This window comes from Neolewinella aurantiaca (assembly GCF_008014675.1).
GTDB lineage: Bacteria > Bacteroidota > Bacteroidia > Chitinophagales > Saprospiraceae > Neolewinella > Neolewinella aurantiaca.
Genome location: NZ_VOXD01000006.1, coordinates 121,660 through 140,061, shown reverse-complemented (window position 1 = coordinate 140,061; position 18,402 = coordinate 121,660). Strand labels below are relative to the sequence as shown.

Here is an 18,402-nt window from a genome sequence, read left to right as displayed (position 1 = left end):
AAATGCCATTATTTTTTTACGGCATCCCAGACCATCTTCAGTTGATTACTGAGAGAGGACGGATTGCGGCCGGGAGAATTCAGTTGCCAACCGAGGTGCGCGAGAATGGTGCCGGAAATGAACTGAAGCAGTTCGTCCATACTGAAATCTTTTATCAGGCCTTCCTGCTGGCCTTGCTGTAGCAGGGCGATTACGGGCTGGATGCCTTTCTCGCCGAGAAGTTTGCTCTCTGCAGTAATAATGGGGGACCCACGGAGTTGGTCCATGACGCGGTAGTATCCCGGATGTTCGAGGTAGAAATTGGTTACCGTCAGGTAATAGCGTTCGAATTGTTCTTTCACGCTTTCTTCAGGATTGAAACCGGGAATCAGGCTTTCCTGCTGTTGCTTGATGTCGACGTAGATGGCGTTGATCAGAATTTCTTTGGTACCGAAATAATTGTAGATCGTTCCCATTCCGGTTCCGGCGGCTTTGGCGATGGCGGACATGGGGGTTGCGTGCAAACCGTTCGTTGCCAATAATTTTACCGCTGCATCGAGAATATTCTTTCTTTTCACGGCACAAAGGTAAAAAGTCCGGCGGCCAATTAGGTTGTGCTCTCAGGAATCCAGGTAGATGGCTCAGTTTTCCGTAAATCACACCAGAATGAATCTTGAAAATATTAAGAATCAGGAAGCTATCGGGGAATAACCGAACTTTCCCCGGTAAATACCGTAAGAACGATGAAACGCACCTTGCGAATAAAACTATTGGTTTCGGGTATGAAAAGACTATTGATGATCACTTCGCTCTTCATTTTTGTAGCATGCGGATCACCGGAAAATTCCGGCACGGAGATGGAAGTTGAGGCTAATGATTTTGATTGGCTGATCGGACACTGGAAACGCAGCAACGATGAACCCGGCCGCCAGACTTTCGAGCGCTGGAAAAGAAGCACCAATATCCTGTATTCCGGCTTTGCGTATACTACAGAAAAACAGGATACCGTGTGGCAGGAGTCTATGCGACTCTACAAAAGAGGAAGTGGCTGGACACTGGAGGTATCGGGAGAAGGAGAAAAAATCCCCTTCAAACTGGATAAAGTGTCGGATTCCGGATTCACCAGCCTGAACCCGGAGCACGACTTTCCGAAAGTAATCAGCTACGACCGCAGGGCCGACTCGCTCTACGCTCTGGTCGCAGCCGATGAAATGGAGATTCTTTTCACTTTTGGCCAGGCAGACTAAGGAGTTCAGCGAGCTATTTAAGCTGGAAATCGTGAACCAGTTACGACTGAAGTGTTCAACCCTGTGAATCAGTTTTGAGTTAAGTCGTCAGGCTTTAGTGCCTGATACTACGCGCAAGACCGTCTGACAATTTGACTTAGGAACTGTTTGACTTACCTTCGCCCCTGAAAAATCAAGAAATGGAACGCAGCGAACAAGAACTCGTCCGCAGAGACAACCTGACTAAAATCCGCGAAATGGGCATCGAGCCCTTCCCCGCAGCCACTTTTCCCGTTACCCACCTCGCCAAAGAGATCAACGAGAAGGCGGAGTTTGACGAGGAAAATATGTCGACCAACTTCAAAGAGGTTACCGTTGCCGGCCGCCTGATGGCCCGCCGCGTTATGGGTAAGGCATCATTTGCCAGCATTCAGGACAGCTCCGGCCGCATTCAGGTCTACGTCAGCCGCGACGACATCGCCCCCGGCGAAGACAAGGCGCTCTACAATACGCTGTTCAAGAAGCTGCTAGATCTGGGCGACTTTATCGGCGTCACCGGTCACGTATTTAAGACCCGGACCGGCGAGACGAGCATCCACGTCAAGGAGTTTACCTTCCTCGGCAAAAGTCTGCGTCCGCTGCCTACACCTAAAACGGACGACGAGGGCAATGTATACGATAAGTTCGATAATCCGGAACTGCGCTACCGCCAGCGTTACGTCGACCTCGTGGTTAACCCCGAAGTAAAAGAGGTTTTCCTGAAGCGGACCAAACTGGTTACCGCTATCCGCTCTTTCCTCGACGGTATGGGGATGATCGAAGTAGAAACCCCCGTTCTGCAGGCCATCCACGGTGGCGCGGCGGCCCGCCCTTTTGCTACCCACCACAATACGCTCGACATCCCGATGTACCTGCGTATTGCTAACGAACTTTATCTCAAGCGCCTCATCGTTGGTGGTTTCGATGCCGTCTACGAATTCAGCAAGAACTTCCGCAACGAAGGGATGGACCGGACCCACAACCCCGAGTTCACCGCCATCGAGTTCTACGTAGCTTACAAAGACTACAACTGGATGATGGACACCACCGAAAAGATGTTGGAGTACATCATCAAGGAAGTTAACGGAGGTGACAACGCCAAGGTGATGGCCGATGGCCACGAAATCGATTTCGCAGGGCCTTACCGCCGCCTGACCATGGCAGATTCGATCAAAGAATACACCGGCGAAGATATCAGCGGTGCCGACGAGGACGAACTGCGCGCCATCGCGAAGCGCCTGCACGTCGAACTCGACGAAACAATGGGCCGTGGTAAAATCATCGACGAGATCTTCGGCGAGCACGTGGAAGCAAACCTCATTCAACCGACTTTCATTACCGACTACCCCGTCGAGATGTCTCCTCTCACCAAGAAGCACCGTAGCAAACCAGGTCTCGTGGAGCGTTTTGAGCTTTTCGTGAACGGCAAAGAGATCGGAAACTCCTACTCTGAGCTCAACGACCCGATCGACCAGCGCGAACGCTTCGAAGATCAGGTGAAACTCGCCGACCGTGGTGATGACGAAGCGATGCCTATCGACGAAGATTTCCTCCGTGCCCTCGAGTACGGTATGCCGCCAACGGCGGGTATCGGCTTCGGTATTGATCGTCTCGTGATGCTCGTTACCGGGCAGAAATCTATACAGGAAGTACTGTTCTTCCCGCAAATGAAGCCGGAGGTTTAAGAACTAGAAATTAGGAACCAGCCCGTCATTCATTAAGGCCAGTCTTCTAGTTCCTAGCTTCTAGTTCCCTAGTTTCTAATTCCTAGCTTCTAATTCCTAGCTTCTAGTTCCCTAGTTCCTAATTCCTAGCTTCTAGCTCCCTAATTCCTAGCTTCTAATTCCTAATCATGCTCGCTTATATTACCTGGGATGCATCCCCCGAAATTTTCAATATCGGCGGCTTCGCTCTCCGTTGGTACGGCCTGATGTTTGCCGCCGGATTTATGATCGGCTTCCAATTGGTTCGTAAAATGTTTATCCGGGAAGGAGCTCCGGAGGAATGGCTGGATTACCTGTTTTACTTTCTCATCGGTGGTACGGTACTCGGCGCACGCTTCGGGCACGTGGTTTTTTACCAATGGGATTACTACAGTCAGCACTTGTCCGAAATCCCCAAAATATGGGAAGGCGGCCTGGCGTCGCACGGTGGCGTTGTCGGGGTGGTTACCGCGATTGCTCTGTTCAGTTACTTCGTAAGTAAAAAATCTTTTTTCTGGACTTCAGATAAAGTTGCTGCGCCAATCGCGCTGGTAGGAGCGATGATCCGTTTCGGCAACTTGATGAATTCTGAGATCGTGGGCTTGCCGAGCGATAAACCGTGGGCGTTCAAATTTGTGAATGCCGCCCGTGAAAGCCTGGCCGACGTGCCGCGGCATCCGGTGCAGATCTACGAATCGCTCAGCTACCTTTTTACTTTCGGTATCCTGTTCTGGCTGTACTGGAAAAAAGATGCTGGTGAAAAACCGGGCTTCCTGACCGGCCTGTGGTTCGTACTCATCTTCGGCTTCCGCTTCATCTGGGAGTACTTCAAGAGCGATCAGGGAGGATTTGGCACTACCCTCACTACCGGGCAATGGCTCAGCGTACCGTGCGTACTGGCCGGGGCGGTGATGATTGCCATGAGCAACCGGAAACGGAAACTTGCGTAAACGGAAACCTGGAATCCTTTGCTTAGGGCGAAAGTCAGGTTCAGCAGGCGCGAACGCGGGTGCACAGATCGTTTTCGAGGACTTCCCCACCCCGAATAATTCAGTTCGCTGTTTCATCCTCGTAATCGCTCTCCTACCCTGCCCGATGAACTCACCCGGCGGTGAAGTTCCTGCACTCCCCGAATGAGAGCGCTTTCCTAACTTCCACTGCACCTGCGTCTGCGCCCTGAATAACATTTTCCACAGCACTTAACAATTTACTCCACGCAAAAAAGGAGGTTTTCCACCCCGTTTTCCAACCCCTTTCCACATTTCGCGTGGAGAAAAGATAGCTGACCCTAAATCCCATTTTCGTACATTTGTGTTTGAAGTATGGCTAAAGACAAACAACAAGATCGGCGAGCAAACGGAACCTCCAGTACCTGGAGCAACCGCGCCCGGCTCCAGGAAGCGAACCTGCCCGAGTACAGTAAACTTCCGCCCCAGGCGCCCGACCTGGAGGAGGCGGTATTGTCTGCCATCCTGATTGAAAAAGAAGCGATGACCAAGGTGCTCGACATCCTGGAAGCGGATTCCTTCTACAAGCCTGCGCATCAGTCGATCTACCGCAGCATGCGCCGCTTGTTTGAGCGCAGCCAGCCGATCGATCTTTTGATGGTCATGGAAGACCTCAAAAAAGCCGGGGAACTGGAAACCATCGGCGGTGCCGCCTACCTCGCCCAACTGACGAGTAAGGTGACCAGCTCGGCCAACATCGAGTACCACGCCCGGATTGTAACCGAAAAATTCATCCAGCGCGAACTCATCCGTACCAGTACGGAAATCATCAAAGACGCTTACGAAGACGGTACCGATGTACTCGATCTGCTCGACAAAGCCGGTAATTACGTCTTCGAAATCACCGAACGAAACATGGGTAAGCAGGTGGCCGATATGGGTACGCTTGCCAACCAACTGCTGGAGCAACTCACGATGCTGCGCGATAAAGAGGACGGCCTTACCGGTGTGCCGACTGGCTTCACGGAACTCGATCGCCTTACCTCCGGCCTTCAGCCTTCCGACCTCATCATCATCGCCGCCCGCCCGGCCATGGGTAAAACGAGTTTCGTCCTCAGCCTCGCCCGCTCCGCGGCCGTCGAGTACGGGCGCGGTGTCGCCCTGTTCAGCCTGGAGATGAGTGCCGCCCAGCTGGCCGGTCGTATCTTCAGTCAGGACGCCGAAGTGAACGGACAGAAAATGCGTAACGGTAAGTTCGACGACGACGAGTGGACCCGCCTCGTAGACGCCATGAACCGCATCGGCGAAGCACCGATCTACATCGACGATACCGCCGGTATCAACGTCTTTGAGCTACGTGCGAAGTGTCGCCGCCTCAAACTCGAGAAAGACATCTCGATGGTCATCATCGATTACCTCCAGCTGATGTCCGGTTCCGGAGAATCCAACAAAGGGATGAACCGGGAACAGGAAGTTTCCGGTATCAGCCGCGCCCTCAAAGGCCTGGCCAAAGAACTGGAGGTGCCGGTGATCGCGCTCTCTCAGCTCTCGCGTGCCGTAGAAACACGTGGTGGGGATAAGCGACCGCAACTCTCCGATTTGAGGGAGTCCGGATCCATCGAACAAGATGCCGACATGGTAATGTTCCTCTACCGCCCCGAATACTACGGTATCGAGGAAGACGAACAGGGTAACTCCCTGCGCGGAACCGCAACGGTCATCGTTGGTAAAAACCGCCACGGTGAAGCCAAAGATATTCGCCTGGCCTTCGAAAGCGACTTCGCCCGCTTCAGCGACCTCGATGACCCCGACTTCGACTTGCTGCCAGATACTGCGATCCAGGCTGGTCAGCCATATGGCTCAACGACCATCCCGTCTAAGATGAACAATACGGACGAGGACATTCCTTTCTAGCCAATGCTGTAAGCAGCAACTTTACTTTTGTCGTTAATAAGGTTACCTGATCGCGGTGGCGCGGGCGCAGGTGCAAAGAAAAGTTTCCGGGAATACCAGAACCGCCTGCCGGAAACACACTTTTCCGCAGCCTGTTGTTTTTCCCGCGTCCCGTTTGAGCAGTATAACGTTCAGGATGGCCGGGGAGTAGCTGTGAACCACGGGGAAGTCCCAACAATTGTTTTATTTCAAACAAATTTTGTACGCGATAAATTTACATTTTGAATAAAATAGACAAAAAGTGAAAGAATTTCGCTTTTTAATAAGCAAAGTGTTGTGTGGTATTGTTGAAGTGTTTATATTTGTGTTATCGCAAAACAAAACAAGTTCTTTTAAACAGCAGTTATCATGGCAGATAAAAACAAGGATACCGCCGCTAAACTCAAGGCGCTCCAGATGACGATCGATCGTCTCGACAAAGCCTACGGAAAAGGTACCATCATGCGCCTCGGCGAATCCCAGGCCGCTAACGTAGAGGCCATTCCTACGGGGTCGCTTGGTCTTGATGTGGCCGTTGGCATCGGCGGCTTTCCCAAAGGCCGGATCATCGAAATCTACGGACCGGAATCATCCGGTAAAACAACGCTGGCCATCCACGCCATCGCTGAATGCCAGAAACGTGGCGGCATCGCCGCCATCGTTGATGCAGAACACGCCTTCGACCGTTTCTACGCAGAAGCACTCGGAGTAGATACCGACAACCTCCTCATCAGCCAGCCGGACAACGGCGAGCAGGCGCTGGAAATCACCGAGAATCTTATCCGCTCCGGCGCGGTAGATATTCTTGTTGTCGATTCCGTAGCGGCACTCGTACCCCGCGCTGAAATAGAAGGTGAAATGGGAGACTCCAAAATGGGGCTTCAGGCACGCCTCATGAGTCAGGCAATGCGTAAGCTCACCGGTACCATCGGTAAAACGGGATGCTGCTGTATCTTCATCAACCAGCTTCGCGAAAAAATCGGCGTAATGTTCGGTAATCCCGAAACAACGACGGGTGGTAATGCCCTCAAATTCTATGCTTCCATGCGGATCGACATTCGTCGCTCCGGTGCAGCCATCAAGGACAAAGAAGGCAACGTGATCGGTAACCACGTGAAGGTCAAAATCGCAAAGAACAAACTGGCTGCTCCCTTCCGGATTGCTGAGTTCGATATCATGTACGGTGAAGGAATCTCCAAAACAGGAGAAATCGTCGATATAGGCGTAGACCTTAACATCATCAGCAAGTCTGGTGCATGGTACGGCTACGGCGATGCTAAAATCGCCCAGGGGCGTGAGGCTGCGAAAACCTTCATGATGGACAACCCTGAAGTAGCTCAGGAAATTGAAGCCCGCATCAAAGCCCACCTGATGGGAACGGAAGATGAGGCAGCTGAAGCAGATAATGCTAAAGACGCTGTTGAAGTTTAAGCCTTCGGCTTAGTGCTTCATGCACCAAGAAGTTTTACTTGTTTATCGTTTTAGCGACGATGATCCCTGAACTGAAATCAGCGCCCGCTTCCACTTGTGGAGGCGGGCGCATTTCGTTTTGTTCCTCTTTTTACCCGGGCCGGAACGGGACAAATCAGAAGAAGTCCGCCGAAAGAATAAAATATCCGATAAGCCGAAATTCCGCCAGAAATTTTACCGGAACACGGAACAAAGTATCGGGCTAACAGGCTGTTACCGTCTCTCATTTAAGGCGTACAGCAGCGCATCGTTGGAGGTGTAAACAGAACTATCAAAAAAAAATCAACCTACAGGACAACTAACCCTGCTGCCTAAGCCTTTAGAAAGGGTTGCTACGGAGGGTAGCAACAGAGATAATCCCTTACTGAATGAACGGAGCTTTCCGCGACACCTGGAGTAAACTTTCCCCCACAGAGCGTGATGTAGTCACTGCCCTGAGCATCGTATACGAGGAACGATCTGTTCTCGATCTTTCTCGCCTGCTCAATAAAATCGGTTTGCGCCCCCCCGTTGGCGAATCCCGCTTTACCCACGCCGGTACGGAAGTAATTGTACACAAGATTCACGAGCTGGGCCTTGCCGTGAAGCATGATGACCGCACGTGGCGGATCAACACCGATGTGTCGGAAGAGATCATGCGACGGGCGCACCGGCGGCCGGACTTCGAACATCTGCTCAACGAAGTCCGGAGAGAATTACCCTACAAGACCTATTGGCAGCCTTCCAGCTATCTCGCGCTGATGCGCGAAATCCGCATCGCTTTCTATCTGCAGAACGAAGCCAGTTTTGACCGCCTGCAGAATGAATCCGAAACCTTCTACCCTGATAAAGCCCAGGCGGGCATCTTTATCGACCCTCTTTTCGACTTCTTCGAACCCCGATGGGTAGAACAACTGCCCCCTACCTGGCAGGAAATAAATGTCCGCAAAGCTTTTCGTAGGGCCATCACGGAGATGGAACCGCTGGACTCGCTCGTCGAGTTTCTCGAGCAACACGAGAACATCCGGGAAGGTGTGTCGGGGCCGTTGCGTGAATTGCTGACCGAAGCATTCGTACTGCAAGGAGCATGGAGCCGGCTGAGACTTTGGGGAGACCTCGAAACCGACGAGTGGCGTCGGGCAGCCATCAGTCTCATCTACCACGTACTGCGTGATGACGATGAAGGCGCCGCAGCCTTTATCGACGACGTTCGCAAAGGGTACCGGCGCGACTACGAAGACACATTCCCTGTTCACCTCTCGGGTTACCTCTATCTCTTGTCTCTGCTCCGGCACGGAGGAGTGAAAAGTGCTGAGAAAATTGGCGAGCACCTCGAGAACATGGACCCAACGCACAACCTGCGGTTGGGAGGAACATTCCTGGTTTTTCAGGCGCTGTTTGCTTACCTGCGCAACGATGAGACCGCACAGGTTCTCGCCGATGATGGCTTGCTACGCACCGAGAGTAATGCTTTCACGCTCACCTTTCATGCGCTTTACCGGATGTGGACCGACAGTTCCACTACTCCGGTAACCGAAGAGTACATCGCAGAACTCGATGCTCAGCGCGATAAGGCTCAAACGAATGGTTACCGCTGGGTAGAAATGGAACTCACCCGGGTCCTTGCAGCACGCCACCCCAACGAAGATGCCCGCCAGGCCTTCATTGAGCGCGCCGAAACCCTGAGCAAAGAACTTCACATTTACTCACTGGCCGACGCGATGCCGCGCATCGAACCATGGGAGCGTGCGCTCGAAGTGCTCGCGAGTATGGGGAACCAGGAGCAACGGGCAGAAAAACGAGCGAAGAAGACCGCTCGCTTTGTCTGGTTTGTAGACTTCGAAAAGAAAGAACTCGAACCCCGGGAGCAAACACTGGCTAAGAACGGAACCTGGTCTAAAGGCCGTAAAGTAGCCCTGAAAAGGGTCAAGCAGGGAGATGTGAACGGCATGACTCCTCAGGATGTCACCGTGGCGCAGGCAATCGAAGAAGATTACAGCAAGTACCACCCCAACGGACATTTCAAGATCCGCTACGAAGATGCATTGCTGGCCCTGGTTGGGCACCCGAACCTGTACCTTCAGCAGAATTCGGCTATCGGGGTTAATCTGGTTCGCCGCAACCCCCAGCTGCTGATCGAAGAGGGAGACAACCGCCTTTACCTGCGCTTTGCGCAGGAATTTGAAGGAACCGGAGTTCAGGTAGTGAAGGAAACTCCTACCCGCTACCAGGTGATTGAAGTAAACGATAGCCACGACAGCATTCACCGTCAGATCGGAAACGGTCTCGAAATACCAAAACGGGCCCGCCACCGGCTCACCGAAGTAAGCCGCAACCTGAGCAAAATAGTCGAAGTTCAGAGTACTCTGAACGGAGTAATCGACGATGTGGACGAAACGAAAGCGGATCAGCGCACGTACGTTCACCTTCTCCCGATTGGGGAAACCTTTAAGGTCGAGTTCTTCGTAAGACCATTGCGCGAGGAGGATCAATACTTCAAGCCGGGTAAAGGCCGCAATAAGGTTATCGGTGACACCGATGGCCACCGTCGCCTTGCCGAACGGAATCTGTCTAAAGAGATCGAAGCGGCGGAAAATGTGATACTCGCTTGTCCGACGCTGCAACGTATCGTTCACCGCGATTACGAGTGGCAAATCGACGAGGTAGAGGAATGCCTCAGCATCCTTCTGGAGCTCCAACCCGTGCGAGCGCTCGATCAGATCGTTCTGGAACACCCCCGGGGTGAACGGATCCGCCTCGTGGGTAGTGTCGACTTTGGTGACCTGACCCTCGGCGTTAAAGAAAAAGCAGGTTGGTTTGACGTAGAAGGAGAGCTCGCCGTCGATGACAACCAGGTTATCAACTTCCGTGACCTCATGGAGAAGATCGCCGAAAACGAACAGAGCAAATTCATCCAACTCAGCGAAGGGCAGTACGTTGCGCTGACGGAAAACCTGCGCCGTAAGCTCCGTGAAATGGAAGGGCTTATGAGCCAGGGTAAAGAGGGCCTTCAACTTCACCCCCTCGCAGCCGGTATTCTCGACGATGTGGCCGATCAGCTGGGTGGCTTCGAAGCAGACATCGCGTGGCGCGAAAGCCTGCAGCGCATCCAGAACGTTAACCGCACCATCGCCCGTGTGCCTTCTACCTTCAGGGCAGAACTGAGGCCTTACCAACTCGACGGCTTCCGTTGGCTGATGCGCCTGGCTGATTGGGGCGTTGGTGCTTGTTTGGCGGATGATATGGGTCTGGGTAAAACCATTCAGGGCCTAGCAATGCTGCAGGCGCGCGCAGAACTCGGCCCCGCACTGGTCATTGCACCTGCATCCGTGACCCGAAACTGGATCCGGGAGGCTGCAAAATTTGCCCCTACCCTCAACCCCGTTCTACTCGGGATGGGAGACCGAAAGGAAGCCATCGAATCGGTAGGACCTTACGATATGTTGGTGGTTAGTTATGGCTTGCTTCCTTTTGAAGGAGAAGCACTGGCTGCAAAACGATTCGGTACGATCGTACTCGATGAAGCGCAGGCGATTAAAAACCGTGGTACTAAACGCAGCCAGGTAGCGATGAGCCTCCAGGGAGACTTCCGGGTGGCTACCACCGGTACCCCGATCGAGAACCATCTCGGAGAACTGTGGAACCTGTTCCAGTTCCTTAACCCCGGCCTGCTCGGTGGCTTCCAGCGTTTCAACGAGAAGTACACCCTGCCCATCACAAAAAACAACGACAACGAACGGCGGCAACAACTACGCCGGCTCATCCAACCCTTTATCCTTCGGAGACGGAAAGAGGAGGTGCTGGAAGAACTGCCACCAAAAACGGAAGTTACCCTTACGGTGGAACTTTCCGACAAGGAACGTGCTTTCTACGAAGCGCTCCGCCAGCGTGCGCTCGAAAGCATCGACGACAGCGATGGCCAAAACCGCCGCTTCCAGATTCTTGCCCAGCTGATGAAGCTGCGTCAGGCAGCCTGTCATCCGCAGATGGTCGATCCCAACGTCGATATCGGCAGCTCCAAGTTGGAACTGCTGGCCGAAACCGTTCGGGAAATCACCGAAAGCGGCCACAAGGTGCTCATCTTCTCTCAGTTTGTTCGTCACCTCAAATTGGTGGAAGAATGGGTGCAGCAGGAGGGGATCGAATACCAGTATCTCGATGGCAGTACGCCGGGTAAGAAACGGGACGAATCGGTCCAGGCTTTCCAGCGCGGCGAAGGAGACGTTTTCCTCATCAGCCTCAAGGCTGGTGGTACCGGACTCACACTCACGGCTGCCGATTACGTCATTCATCTCGATCCGTGGTGGAACCCTGCCGTTGAAGACCAGGCGAGTGACCGGGCACACCGGATCGGACAGCAACGTCCGGTTACCGTGCTCCGCTTCGTAAGTGAGAATACCATCGAGGAGAAGATCGTTCAGCTCCACGCTAAAAAGCGTGACCTGGCCGATAGCTTGCTCGCAGGTACCGAGCAAAGTGCTTCGCTTTCTGCCGATGATCTGCTCGACCTGATAAAGCACGGCTAATGACCTGATGCTGGTCTGATCCGGGCGCAAACGCAGGTGCAGTGCACAGTTGAAGGAACCAGCCTGAAATCTGCAAGCCCCGGCTACCCGTCTTGCAGTAAAACCATGTAGGTATGACCACCGTTGATGGAGATTTGATTGCACTTGCCCGGGCCGGAACTTTCGACGTGATCATTCATGGCTGTAACTGTCAGTGCGTGATGGGGGCGGGTATCGCTAAATCGATCAGAGCTCTGTTCCCCGCAGCTTACCGGGCGGACTGCAATACGAAGAAGGGTGACCGCGATAAACTGGGAACTTACAGCAGTGCCGAAGTGATGGTTGTGGATAACCAACCATTGGTCGTCGTGAATGCCTATACTCAGTATGGGTACCGCCGGCAGTCCACACCTAATGTGGATTACGACGCTATCCGGTCGGTATTTCAGAAAGTGAAAACAGACTTTAGCGGTAAGCGAATTGGCTTTCCCGCTATCGGGGCGGGTCTGGCGGGCGGTAGTTGGAGCATAATCGAAGAAATCATTGAAGAAGAGCTTGCGGGAGAAGATTTCACTTTTGTACGTTTCGTACCTTGAGGCCTGGTCTGCCTTTGCTCTTCAATCCCTTACATTGCACCCGCGGCTGCGCCCCCATTGCCCGGGTTGAGCCCACAGACCCAAACATCAAAGAATCAAAACAGCATGAATACCCCAAACCTCAATGTTTCCGTAGACGGCCCGGCCGTCGCCCGCGCCTTTGCTGATCACTTAGTGGAACGCCTCAATGAAAAAAAAGAAGGCCCCTTCTTCTGGGCGCTCTCCGGAGGAAGTACCCCTAAGCTACTCTTCAAAATTCTGGCTGAAGATTACCAGGACAAGGTAGACTGGAAACGCATCCACTTCTTTTGGGGAGACGAACGCTGCGTCCCGCACGACGACCCCGAAAGCAACTATGGAGAAGTGAAGGCACTGCTTTTCGACCACGTACCCGTAGTGCAAAGTCAAATCCACGCCGTAGATACCACCAAATCTCCCGAAGAAGCCGCCAAAGCCTACGGAGAACTGATGATGCAATTGCTGCCGTCGAACTCAGATGGACTGCCCATCCTCGACCTCAATATGCTGGGTATGGGAGGAGACGGCCACACGGCTTCCATTTTCCCCTCGAATATGGATGAACTCCTGACCGATGACAGCATCTGCGCCGTAGCCATTCATCCTGAATCCGGACAAAAGCGGGTAACGATGACCGGCCCGGTACTGAATGCATCCGACGAGGTCGCCTTTCTGATCACAGGCAACGGAAAAACCCAACGGGTGGCTCAAATCCTGAACAAAGAGCACGGAGCTGAGAAATTCCCCGTAACCCACATCAAACCCACCAGCGGAAAACTGATCTGGTTTCTGGATAAGGCAGCGGCTGATGAGGTAGGGTACTAGGTCTTAGGAACTAGAGAACTAGGAACTAGTCTCCGCGTTCTAGTTCCCTAGCTCCTAATTTCTAGTTCCTAATTATCTAGTTTCTAATTATCTTTGCAATCCAAAATAAAAGAACATGGCTACTACAGCAACTTCAACCTCCAAGAGCAAATACTGGCTTTACTTCCTGATTTCCTTCGTCGTCTTTATGCTGATGTTGATCTTCATGAACCAGTGGTTCTGGGTGGCAATGCCTTTCATGCTTACTTACCTTGTGCTTGCACTGGGGTACATGTAGAACTTATTGCCCTACGGAAATAAGAAAGCCGATCATCCCGTAAGGGGTGATCGGCTTTCTTACTTTTATAAGTTCCGCAGAGACTTCAGACCTGTCTGGCATCAACCTAAGCGGATGCAGACGAGGTTATACGTCTACCTTAGCGTACTTCGCGTTAGCTTCGATAAACGCGCGGCGTGGTGGAACCTCATCGCCCATCAGCATCGAGAAAACGCGGTCGGCTTCGCCGACTTCATCAATCGCAACCTGCTGGAGCATGCGCGTATCAGGATCCATAGTGGTTTCCCAGAGTTGCTCGGCGTTCATCTCTCCAAGACCTTTGTAGCGCTGTACTTTCACCGAGCCGTCGTTCTCAGACTTACTCAGGCGGGCGATAGCGGCAAGGCGTTCTTCCTCATCCCAGCAGTACTGGAACTGCTTACCACGACGAACCTGGTAAAGCGGTGGTTGTGCGATGTACACGTAGCCATCTTCCACCAGTTTGTGCATGTACCGGAAGAAGAAAGTAAGGATGAGAGTAACGATGTGGCTGCCGTCTACGTCGGCGTCACACATGATGATGATCTTGTGGTAGCGGAGCTTGTCGAGGTTGAGTACTCGCTCACCGTACTGGTTTTCCTCGATGCGGACACCCAGGGCGGTAAACATGTTCTTGATTTCCTCATTCTCGTAGATCTTGTGCTCCATGGCCTTCTCCACGTTGAGGATCTTACCGCGAAGGGGAAGGATAGCCTGGAAGGTCCGGTCACGTCCCTGCTTGGCGGTACCACCGGCAGAGTCACCCTCGACGAGGTAGATCTCGGAAGCGGCGGCGTCTTTGCTTGAGCAATCGGCAAGCTTACCGGGGAGTCCGCCGCCGGCAAGAACGTTCTTGCGCTGCACCATTTCGCGCGCTTTGCGCGCGGCGTGGCGGGCGGTGGCGGCGATGATCACCTTATCGATGATACGGCGGGCTTCGGTCGGGTTTTCCTCGAGCCAGTGGCCAACGGATTCGCCGACACAACGGCTCACGATACCGGTAACTTCTGAGTTACCGAGTTCGCCTTTGGTCTGGCCCTTGAACTGGGGCTCGGGAACCTTGACGGAAACAACGGCGGTAAGGCCCTCGCGGAAATCCTCGCCGGAGATCTTGAACTTCAGTTTTTTGAACATCCCGTTTTCGTCGCCGTACTTCGTGAAGAGGCGGTTGACGGCCCGACGGAAACCATTTACGTGGGTTCCGCCTTCGCGGGTTTTGATGTTGTTTACGAAGGAGTACACGTTCTCCTGGTAGGTCGTGTTGTACTGCATCGCAACCTCCACCTCAACGTTGTCTTCTTTCGATTTAACGTAGATGGGGTGCTCGATCAGGTCGGGCTTGCCTTCGTCGAGATACTGAACGAATTCGGCCAGGCCGCCTTCGCTGTAAAAATCTTTACGGATGAAATTACCTTCAGCGTCCTTTTCCCGCTCATCCGTGAGGCTGAGTTTCAGGCCGGAATTCAGAAAAGCGAGTTCCTGCATCCGGGTGGCCAACGTTTCGAACTTATACACAATGGTGTCAAAGATCGTTGCGTCGGGAGTATAAGTGATCGTGGTACCGGTGTGGTCGGAATCGCCGATAATGTGAACTTCATTCTGAGGTTTACCTTCGCTGTACTCCTGCATATAGGTTTTACCGTCGCGGTTCACCTTAGCCTGCATATAGCTACTCAGGGCGTTCACACACGAAACACCTACCCCGTGGAGACCACCGGATACTTTGTAGGTGTCCTTGTCGAACTTACCACCAGCGTGGAGGACCGTCATTACCACCTCCAGAGCCGACTTTTGCAGCTTTTTGTGCATACCCACCGGGATGCCACGCCCGTCGTCCGTTACGGAGATAGAGTTGTCTTTCAGGATCACCACGTCGATGGTGCTACAGTAGCCCGCAACGTGTTCATCGATGGAGTTGTCTACAACTTCCCAGACAAGGTGGTGAAGGCCTTTGGAATCGGTACCGCCGATGTACATCCCGGGCCGTTTCCTTACCGCTTCGAGGCCTTCGAGTGCGGTAATATTATCCGCACCATAATCTTTGTTTGGTGCTTCATTTTTGTTTTCTGCCATAACTGCAAAAGTACGAAATTTTGGTGGGAAAACATAGGGTTTTCAGGGGCGCTGACGCGGGTGCAGGGGGAGGTTGAAGAGCAAGGGTAGAATGCGTCGGGCAGAGCTGCTTTACGATGAGATCAGTATTCTGAAAATTGCGCTGCCCACCAAAATACTAAGCCTTTGCATCCGGTAGTAAACACCGCTATTATGTTAAAATTATCATTGTTCTTTTGTGCAGGGTTTTTTCTCTTACTCACTGCTTGCAGCGCTCCTGAAAAAGAGACTGCCAACGGAGAGGATGTTCCGTGGGCTGATGCTTCTTTTGTTAAGCCCATTTTCAGCACACTCACTTTCTCCAACCAAAGCGACACCACGCGTCCGTTCAATCTTTATCTACCTGGCTATTTTGTCGATGTCGACCTGGAAGTACCCGATAGCTTGGCGCCAGGGAGTGCTACCTCAATTGAGGTAAGTCTCTATCATCCGTGCAATATGACTTATGTGATGGGATCCCATCGTTCTACCCGACCGGTGATTCCAGGAAGGTCACGCAACGTCGCTTATTACGCCGATGACCAAATTGTCGAAGAAGGAGCTTTCGCCGTTGAGTATGCATTTCTCGATGCGGCTCTGATGCCCATAAACGCCTCTGGTTACGCACCGGTTGTTACGGACTTAGATTCTTTTCGTTTGGCGGAAGAAGTAAGCAACCGTAGACACTTAGATAGTTTGGTCCGTCCCGCAGGATTACCTGAGTACGTTGAGCCACTATTAGAGCGTGTAGCTGCCATCAACCCGTACTATAGGGCGCTAAGTATCCGGGAGTTCTATAAGTTTTTCTATAAAGATACCTTTCTCGTAACCGAAGAAATAGTACGCGCTATTGATTCGGTACTGACCCAACCGGGCTACTATCAATCTGGCCGTTACCAAGAGCTGCAAACGATGTTTTCTGCGTACCTCGGAGAGGAGGGAGAAGGGGGGGGGGGCGAGTGGAACCAACCCAAAAAGGGCAGCCATAGCTGCCGGTTTTCTTAAGAATTATCCCGCGCCTGAGCGTCATCATGATGCTGTCGCGAGCTACGTTGCCTCACTCTTGATTACACCCACAGTTTACTTGGGGAAAATGGAAGAAATTGATACCCTGCGGTCTATCTTACCTTCGTTTTACAATGAACGGCTAGACGAGGTTGAACGGGCCTTCATCGAGCAATCGGCCTCCGCTAACGGTTTGGCTGATTTCATCACCACTTCTTATCCCACGCCCTCCGGAACTGAAGAATCGGTGATGAGCACGGGCAGTAAGCCACTGCGTTTGCTCAAGTTCTGGTTTGCGGGCTGCTACCCCTGCCTTTGGCAGCAGCCGCATGAAGCGGAGCTACTGGCAAATTATCCTGAGGTAGACTTGGTATACGTTGCCCACAGCACGGAGAAATCGGCGTGGCAGGAATATTTAGATGAGCATCAGCCACCAACTGACCTACAGTTGTACGTACCGCAAAAGGAGAGAGCAGTTATTAAAGCTTCGGCCGGAACGACCGGTGCACCCACTTATGTTATGGTTGATGATCAGGGAGAGATTGTTTGCCGACCTTGCCCGAAGCCCAGTGACTCTTTGCTCTCCGAAATGATCGTTGGAGCGTTGGAAAGATGAAAACAAAATTAGGCTTGGACGCAAATTAGGTTGAAAAGCAGAGGTCGCATTAAAACGAGCAGGATCCAAACTTAGGCGGCTCATTTCCTTATACCACTCTGGCTTAGGTATAGCGAACCATGTAGAAGAGCTTGCCTTTCAAGATAGCCATAACAAGGGCGAGTTATTCAATGCCAAAACTTTCTGACCGTCTCGACGTTGAGTATCGTATCATGAAGGGGCATTGAAAGGGGGCGGCAGATAACAGTTTCAGAGATGAAAAATTGTACTTCCGCTAGAAGGGAAACTTTCTAACCTGAACCGATGCCTAACGTACTTTGCTTTTTGTCCTTTAACTCTGCACCTGCGTTCCCGCCCAAATGTCGTTTCTTGCAACCATGGCCAGACGCCCCAAAAAAATACAGGAAACAAGAGACCAACTGGTGTTTGGAGATATAACGGTACCGGTTCGCCTGATCGTAGAACGTGGGCGCTCCAACGCCCGTGCATCCCTTACCCAGAAGGCATTCATCATCCGCATACCCGCGCACGTGAGTGAGACCGAACGCACGAAGATGACCCGGGATATGGTGAAGTGGGCGAAGGATTTGTACGCTAAAAAACCAGCCGCCTTTGCTCATTACCGAAAGGCTGAACTGGCCAACAACTATACGTTCGAGATCAGGGGGACGCGTTACCAAATCGATGTGGAAACGCACGGGCTCAAAAGCCATCGTATCTCCAGAATTGCTGATGATCGGCTGGAAGTTCAACTGAACATTGACGACGCCCGGGCGGAAAGCGGAGAAATCATCGCTAAGCTACTGGCCAAATATTTTGCGGGTATTTACCTGCCGGAAGTTACCCGCAGGGTACACGAACTAAACGCTGCGCACTTCCAACGGCCGATCAACCACGTGAAACTGTCCGATACGTACTCGCGCTGGGGGAGTTGCTCGCATAAAGGGAATATCAACCTGGCTACCCGCCTGCTGCTCGCCCCGCCAGAAGTACTCGACGCAGTTATCATTCATGAACTGGCGCACCTGGTGGAGCAAAATCACTCCGCCCGGTTCTGGGCGCAGGTGGAACGTGCTTTGCCGGACTATAAGGTGTATGATGCCTGGCTGAAAAAGCACGGCAAAGAACTGCTCTTTATTCCGGAACCCCTTGGATAGAACAGGTTCATTGGAGCTG

Annotated in this window: 14 protein-coding genes; 12 read left to right on the top strand and 2 right to left on the bottom strand. The window is 52.5% G+C overall.

Translation table 11 applies throughout. The features are described from left to right. Positions 1–8: 8 nt before the first annotated feature. Entirely contained in the window at positions 9–557 is a 549-nt protein-coding gene (locus FUA23_RS05825) for a TetR/AcrR family transcriptional regulator (protein WP_147929783.1), read from the bottom strand. Positions 558–761: 204 nt separating this feature from the next. On the opposite strand from FUA23_RS05825, the gene FUA23_RS05820 reads away from it, so the two are divergent. From FUA23_RS05820 to FUA23_RS22230, 9 genes are all read left to right on the top strand, one after another. Then, positions 762–1,226, top strand: a complete 465-nt coding sequence (locus FUA23_RS05820) for a hypothetical protein (RefSeq protein ID WP_147929782.1) — start codon at positions 762–764, stop codon at positions 1,224–1,226. 179 nt (positions 1,227–1,405) lie between these two features. Then, on the top strand, positions 1,406–2,929 hold the full coding sequence (gene lysS / locus FUA23_RS05815; RefSeq protein ID WP_147929781.1) for a lysine--tRNA ligase: 1,524 nt from the start codon (positions 1,406–1,408) through the stop codon (positions 2,927–2,929). 167 nt (positions 2,930–3,096) lie between these two features. Next, a complete protein-coding gene (gene lgt, locus FUA23_RS05810) occupies positions 3,097–3,897 on the top strand; it encodes a prolipoprotein diacylglyceryl transferase (RefSeq protein ID WP_147929780.1) in 801 nt (266 codons plus the stop codon). Between the two features lie 372 nt (positions 3,898–4,269). Beyond that, positions 4,270–5,808 carry a replicative DNA helicase gene (gene dnaB, locus FUA23_RS05805; protein WP_147929779.1) on the top strand — a complete coding sequence of 513 codons (1,539 nt, stop codon included), beginning with the start codon at positions 4,270–4,272 and terminating at the stop codon, positions 5,806–5,808. 387 nt (positions 5,809–6,195) lie between these two features. After that, the gene (gene recA / locus FUA23_RS05800) at positions 6,196–7,257 is read left to right on the top strand and encodes a recombinase RecA (RefSeq protein ID WP_147929778.1); all 1,062 of its coding nucleotides are present in this window, start codon (positions 6,196–6,198) and stop codon (positions 7,255–7,257) included. 407 nt (positions 7,258–7,664) lie between these two features. After that, positions 7,665–11,801, top strand: coding sequence for a DEAD/DEAH box helicase (locus tag FUA23_RS05795; RefSeq protein WP_147929777.1), 4,137 nt, complete (start codon positions 7,665–7,667; stop codon positions 11,799–11,801). A 113-nt stretch (positions 11,802–11,914) separates the two neighbouring features. Further along, positions 11,915–12,376: a macro domain-containing protein gene (locus tag FUA23_RS05790; RefSeq protein ID WP_147929776.1), complete on the top strand. Its 462-nt coding sequence runs from the start codon at positions 11,915–11,917 to the stop codon at positions 12,374–12,376. 105 nt (positions 12,377–12,481) lie between these two features. Beyond that, positions 12,482–13,219, top strand: coding sequence for a 6-phosphogluconolactonase (gene pgl / locus FUA23_RS05785; RefSeq protein ID WP_147929775.1), 738 nt, complete (start codon positions 12,482–12,484; stop codon positions 13,217–13,219). Positions 13,220–13,334: 115 nt separating this feature from the next. Further along, the gene (locus FUA23_RS22230; RefSeq protein WP_187270905.1) at positions 13,335–13,496 is read left to right on the top strand and encodes a hypothetical protein; all 162 of its coding nucleotides are present in this window, start codon (positions 13,335–13,337) and stop codon (positions 13,494–13,496) included. Between the two features lie 126 nt (positions 13,497–13,622). Here FUA23_RS22230 and gyrB read toward each other — a convergent pair whose 3' ends face one another. Continuing rightward, entirely contained in the window at positions 13,623–15,587 is a 1,965-nt protein-coding gene (gyrB, locus tag FUA23_RS05780) for a DNA topoisomerase (ATP-hydrolyzing) subunit B (RefSeq protein ID WP_147929774.1), read from the bottom strand. Positions 15,588–15,779: 192 nt separating this feature from the next. Here gyrB and FUA23_RS05775 point away from each other — a divergent pair, with 192 nt between their 5' ends. The 3 genes from FUA23_RS05775 to FUA23_RS05765 all read left to right on the top strand — a co-directional run bounded on the left by FUA23_RS05775 (position 15,780) and on the right by FUA23_RS05765 (position 18,383). Then, positions 15,780–16,610, top strand: a complete 831-nt coding sequence (locus tag FUA23_RS05775) for a hypothetical protein (protein WP_147929773.1) — start codon at positions 15,780–15,782, stop codon at positions 16,608–16,610. Between the two features lie 88 nt (positions 16,611–16,698). After that, positions 16,699–17,226, top strand: coding sequence for a TlpA family protein disulfide reductase (locus tag FUA23_RS05770; protein ID WP_147929772.1), 528 nt, complete (start codon positions 16,699–16,701; stop codon positions 17,224–17,226). 377 nt (positions 17,227–17,603) lie between these two features. Next, positions 17,604–18,383 (top strand): M48 family metallopeptidase, encoded by a 780-nt coding sequence (locus tag FUA23_RS05765; protein WP_187270904.1) that lies wholly within the window; start codon positions 17,604–17,606, stop codon positions 18,381–18,383. The last annotated feature ends 19 nt before the right edge of the window (positions 18,384–18,402 follow it).

Bases quoted from the DNA above. Each gene is read 5' to 3' on its own strand.
- FUA23_RS05820 (WP_147929782.1), top strand. From the start codon at position 762: ATGAAAAGACTATTGATGATCACTTCGCTCTTCATTTTTGTAGCATGC.
- lysS (WP_147929781.1), top strand. From the start codon at position 1,406: ATGGAACGCAGCGAACAAGAACTCGTCCGCAGAGACAACCTGACTAAA.
- lgt (WP_147929780.1), top strand. From the start codon at position 3,097: ATGCTCGCTTATATTACCTGGGATGCATCCCCCGAAATTTTCAATATC.
- dnaB (WP_147929779.1), top strand. From the start codon at position 4,270: ATGGCTAAAGACAAACAACAAGATCGGCGAGCAAACGGAACCTCCAGT.
- recA (WP_147929778.1), top strand. From the start codon at position 6,196: ATGGCAGATAAAAACAAGGATACCGCCGCTAAACTCAAGGCGCTCCAG.
- FUA23_RS05795 (WP_147929777.1), top strand. From the start codon at position 7,665: ATGAACGGAGCTTTCCGCGACACCTGGAGTAAACTTTCCCCCACAGAG.
- FUA23_RS05790 (WP_147929776.1), top strand. From the start codon at position 11,915: ATGACCACCGTTGATGGAGATTTGATTGCACTTGCCCGGGCCGGAACT.
- pgl (WP_147929775.1), top strand. From the start codon at position 12,482: ATGAATACCCCAAACCTCAATGTTTCCGTAGACGGCCCGGCCGTCGCC.
- FUA23_RS22230 (WP_187270905.1), top strand. From the start codon at position 13,335: ATGGCTACTACAGCAACTTCAACCTCCAAGAGCAAATACTGGCTTTAC.
- gyrB (WP_147929774.1), bottom strand. From the start codon at position 15,587: ATGGCAGAAAACAAAAATGAAGCACCAAACAAAGATTATGGTGCGGAT.
- FUA23_RS05775 (WP_147929773.1), top strand. From the start codon at position 15,780: ATGTTAAAATTATCATTGTTCTTTTGTGCAGGGTTTTTTCTCTTACTC.
- FUA23_RS05770 (WP_147929772.1), top strand. From the start codon at position 16,699: ATGGAAGAAATTGATACCCTGCGGTCTATCTTACCTTCGTTTTACAAT.
- FUA23_RS05765 (WP_187270904.1), top strand. From the start codon at position 17,604: ATGGCCAGACGCCCCAAAAAAATACAGGAAACAAGAGACCAACTGGTG.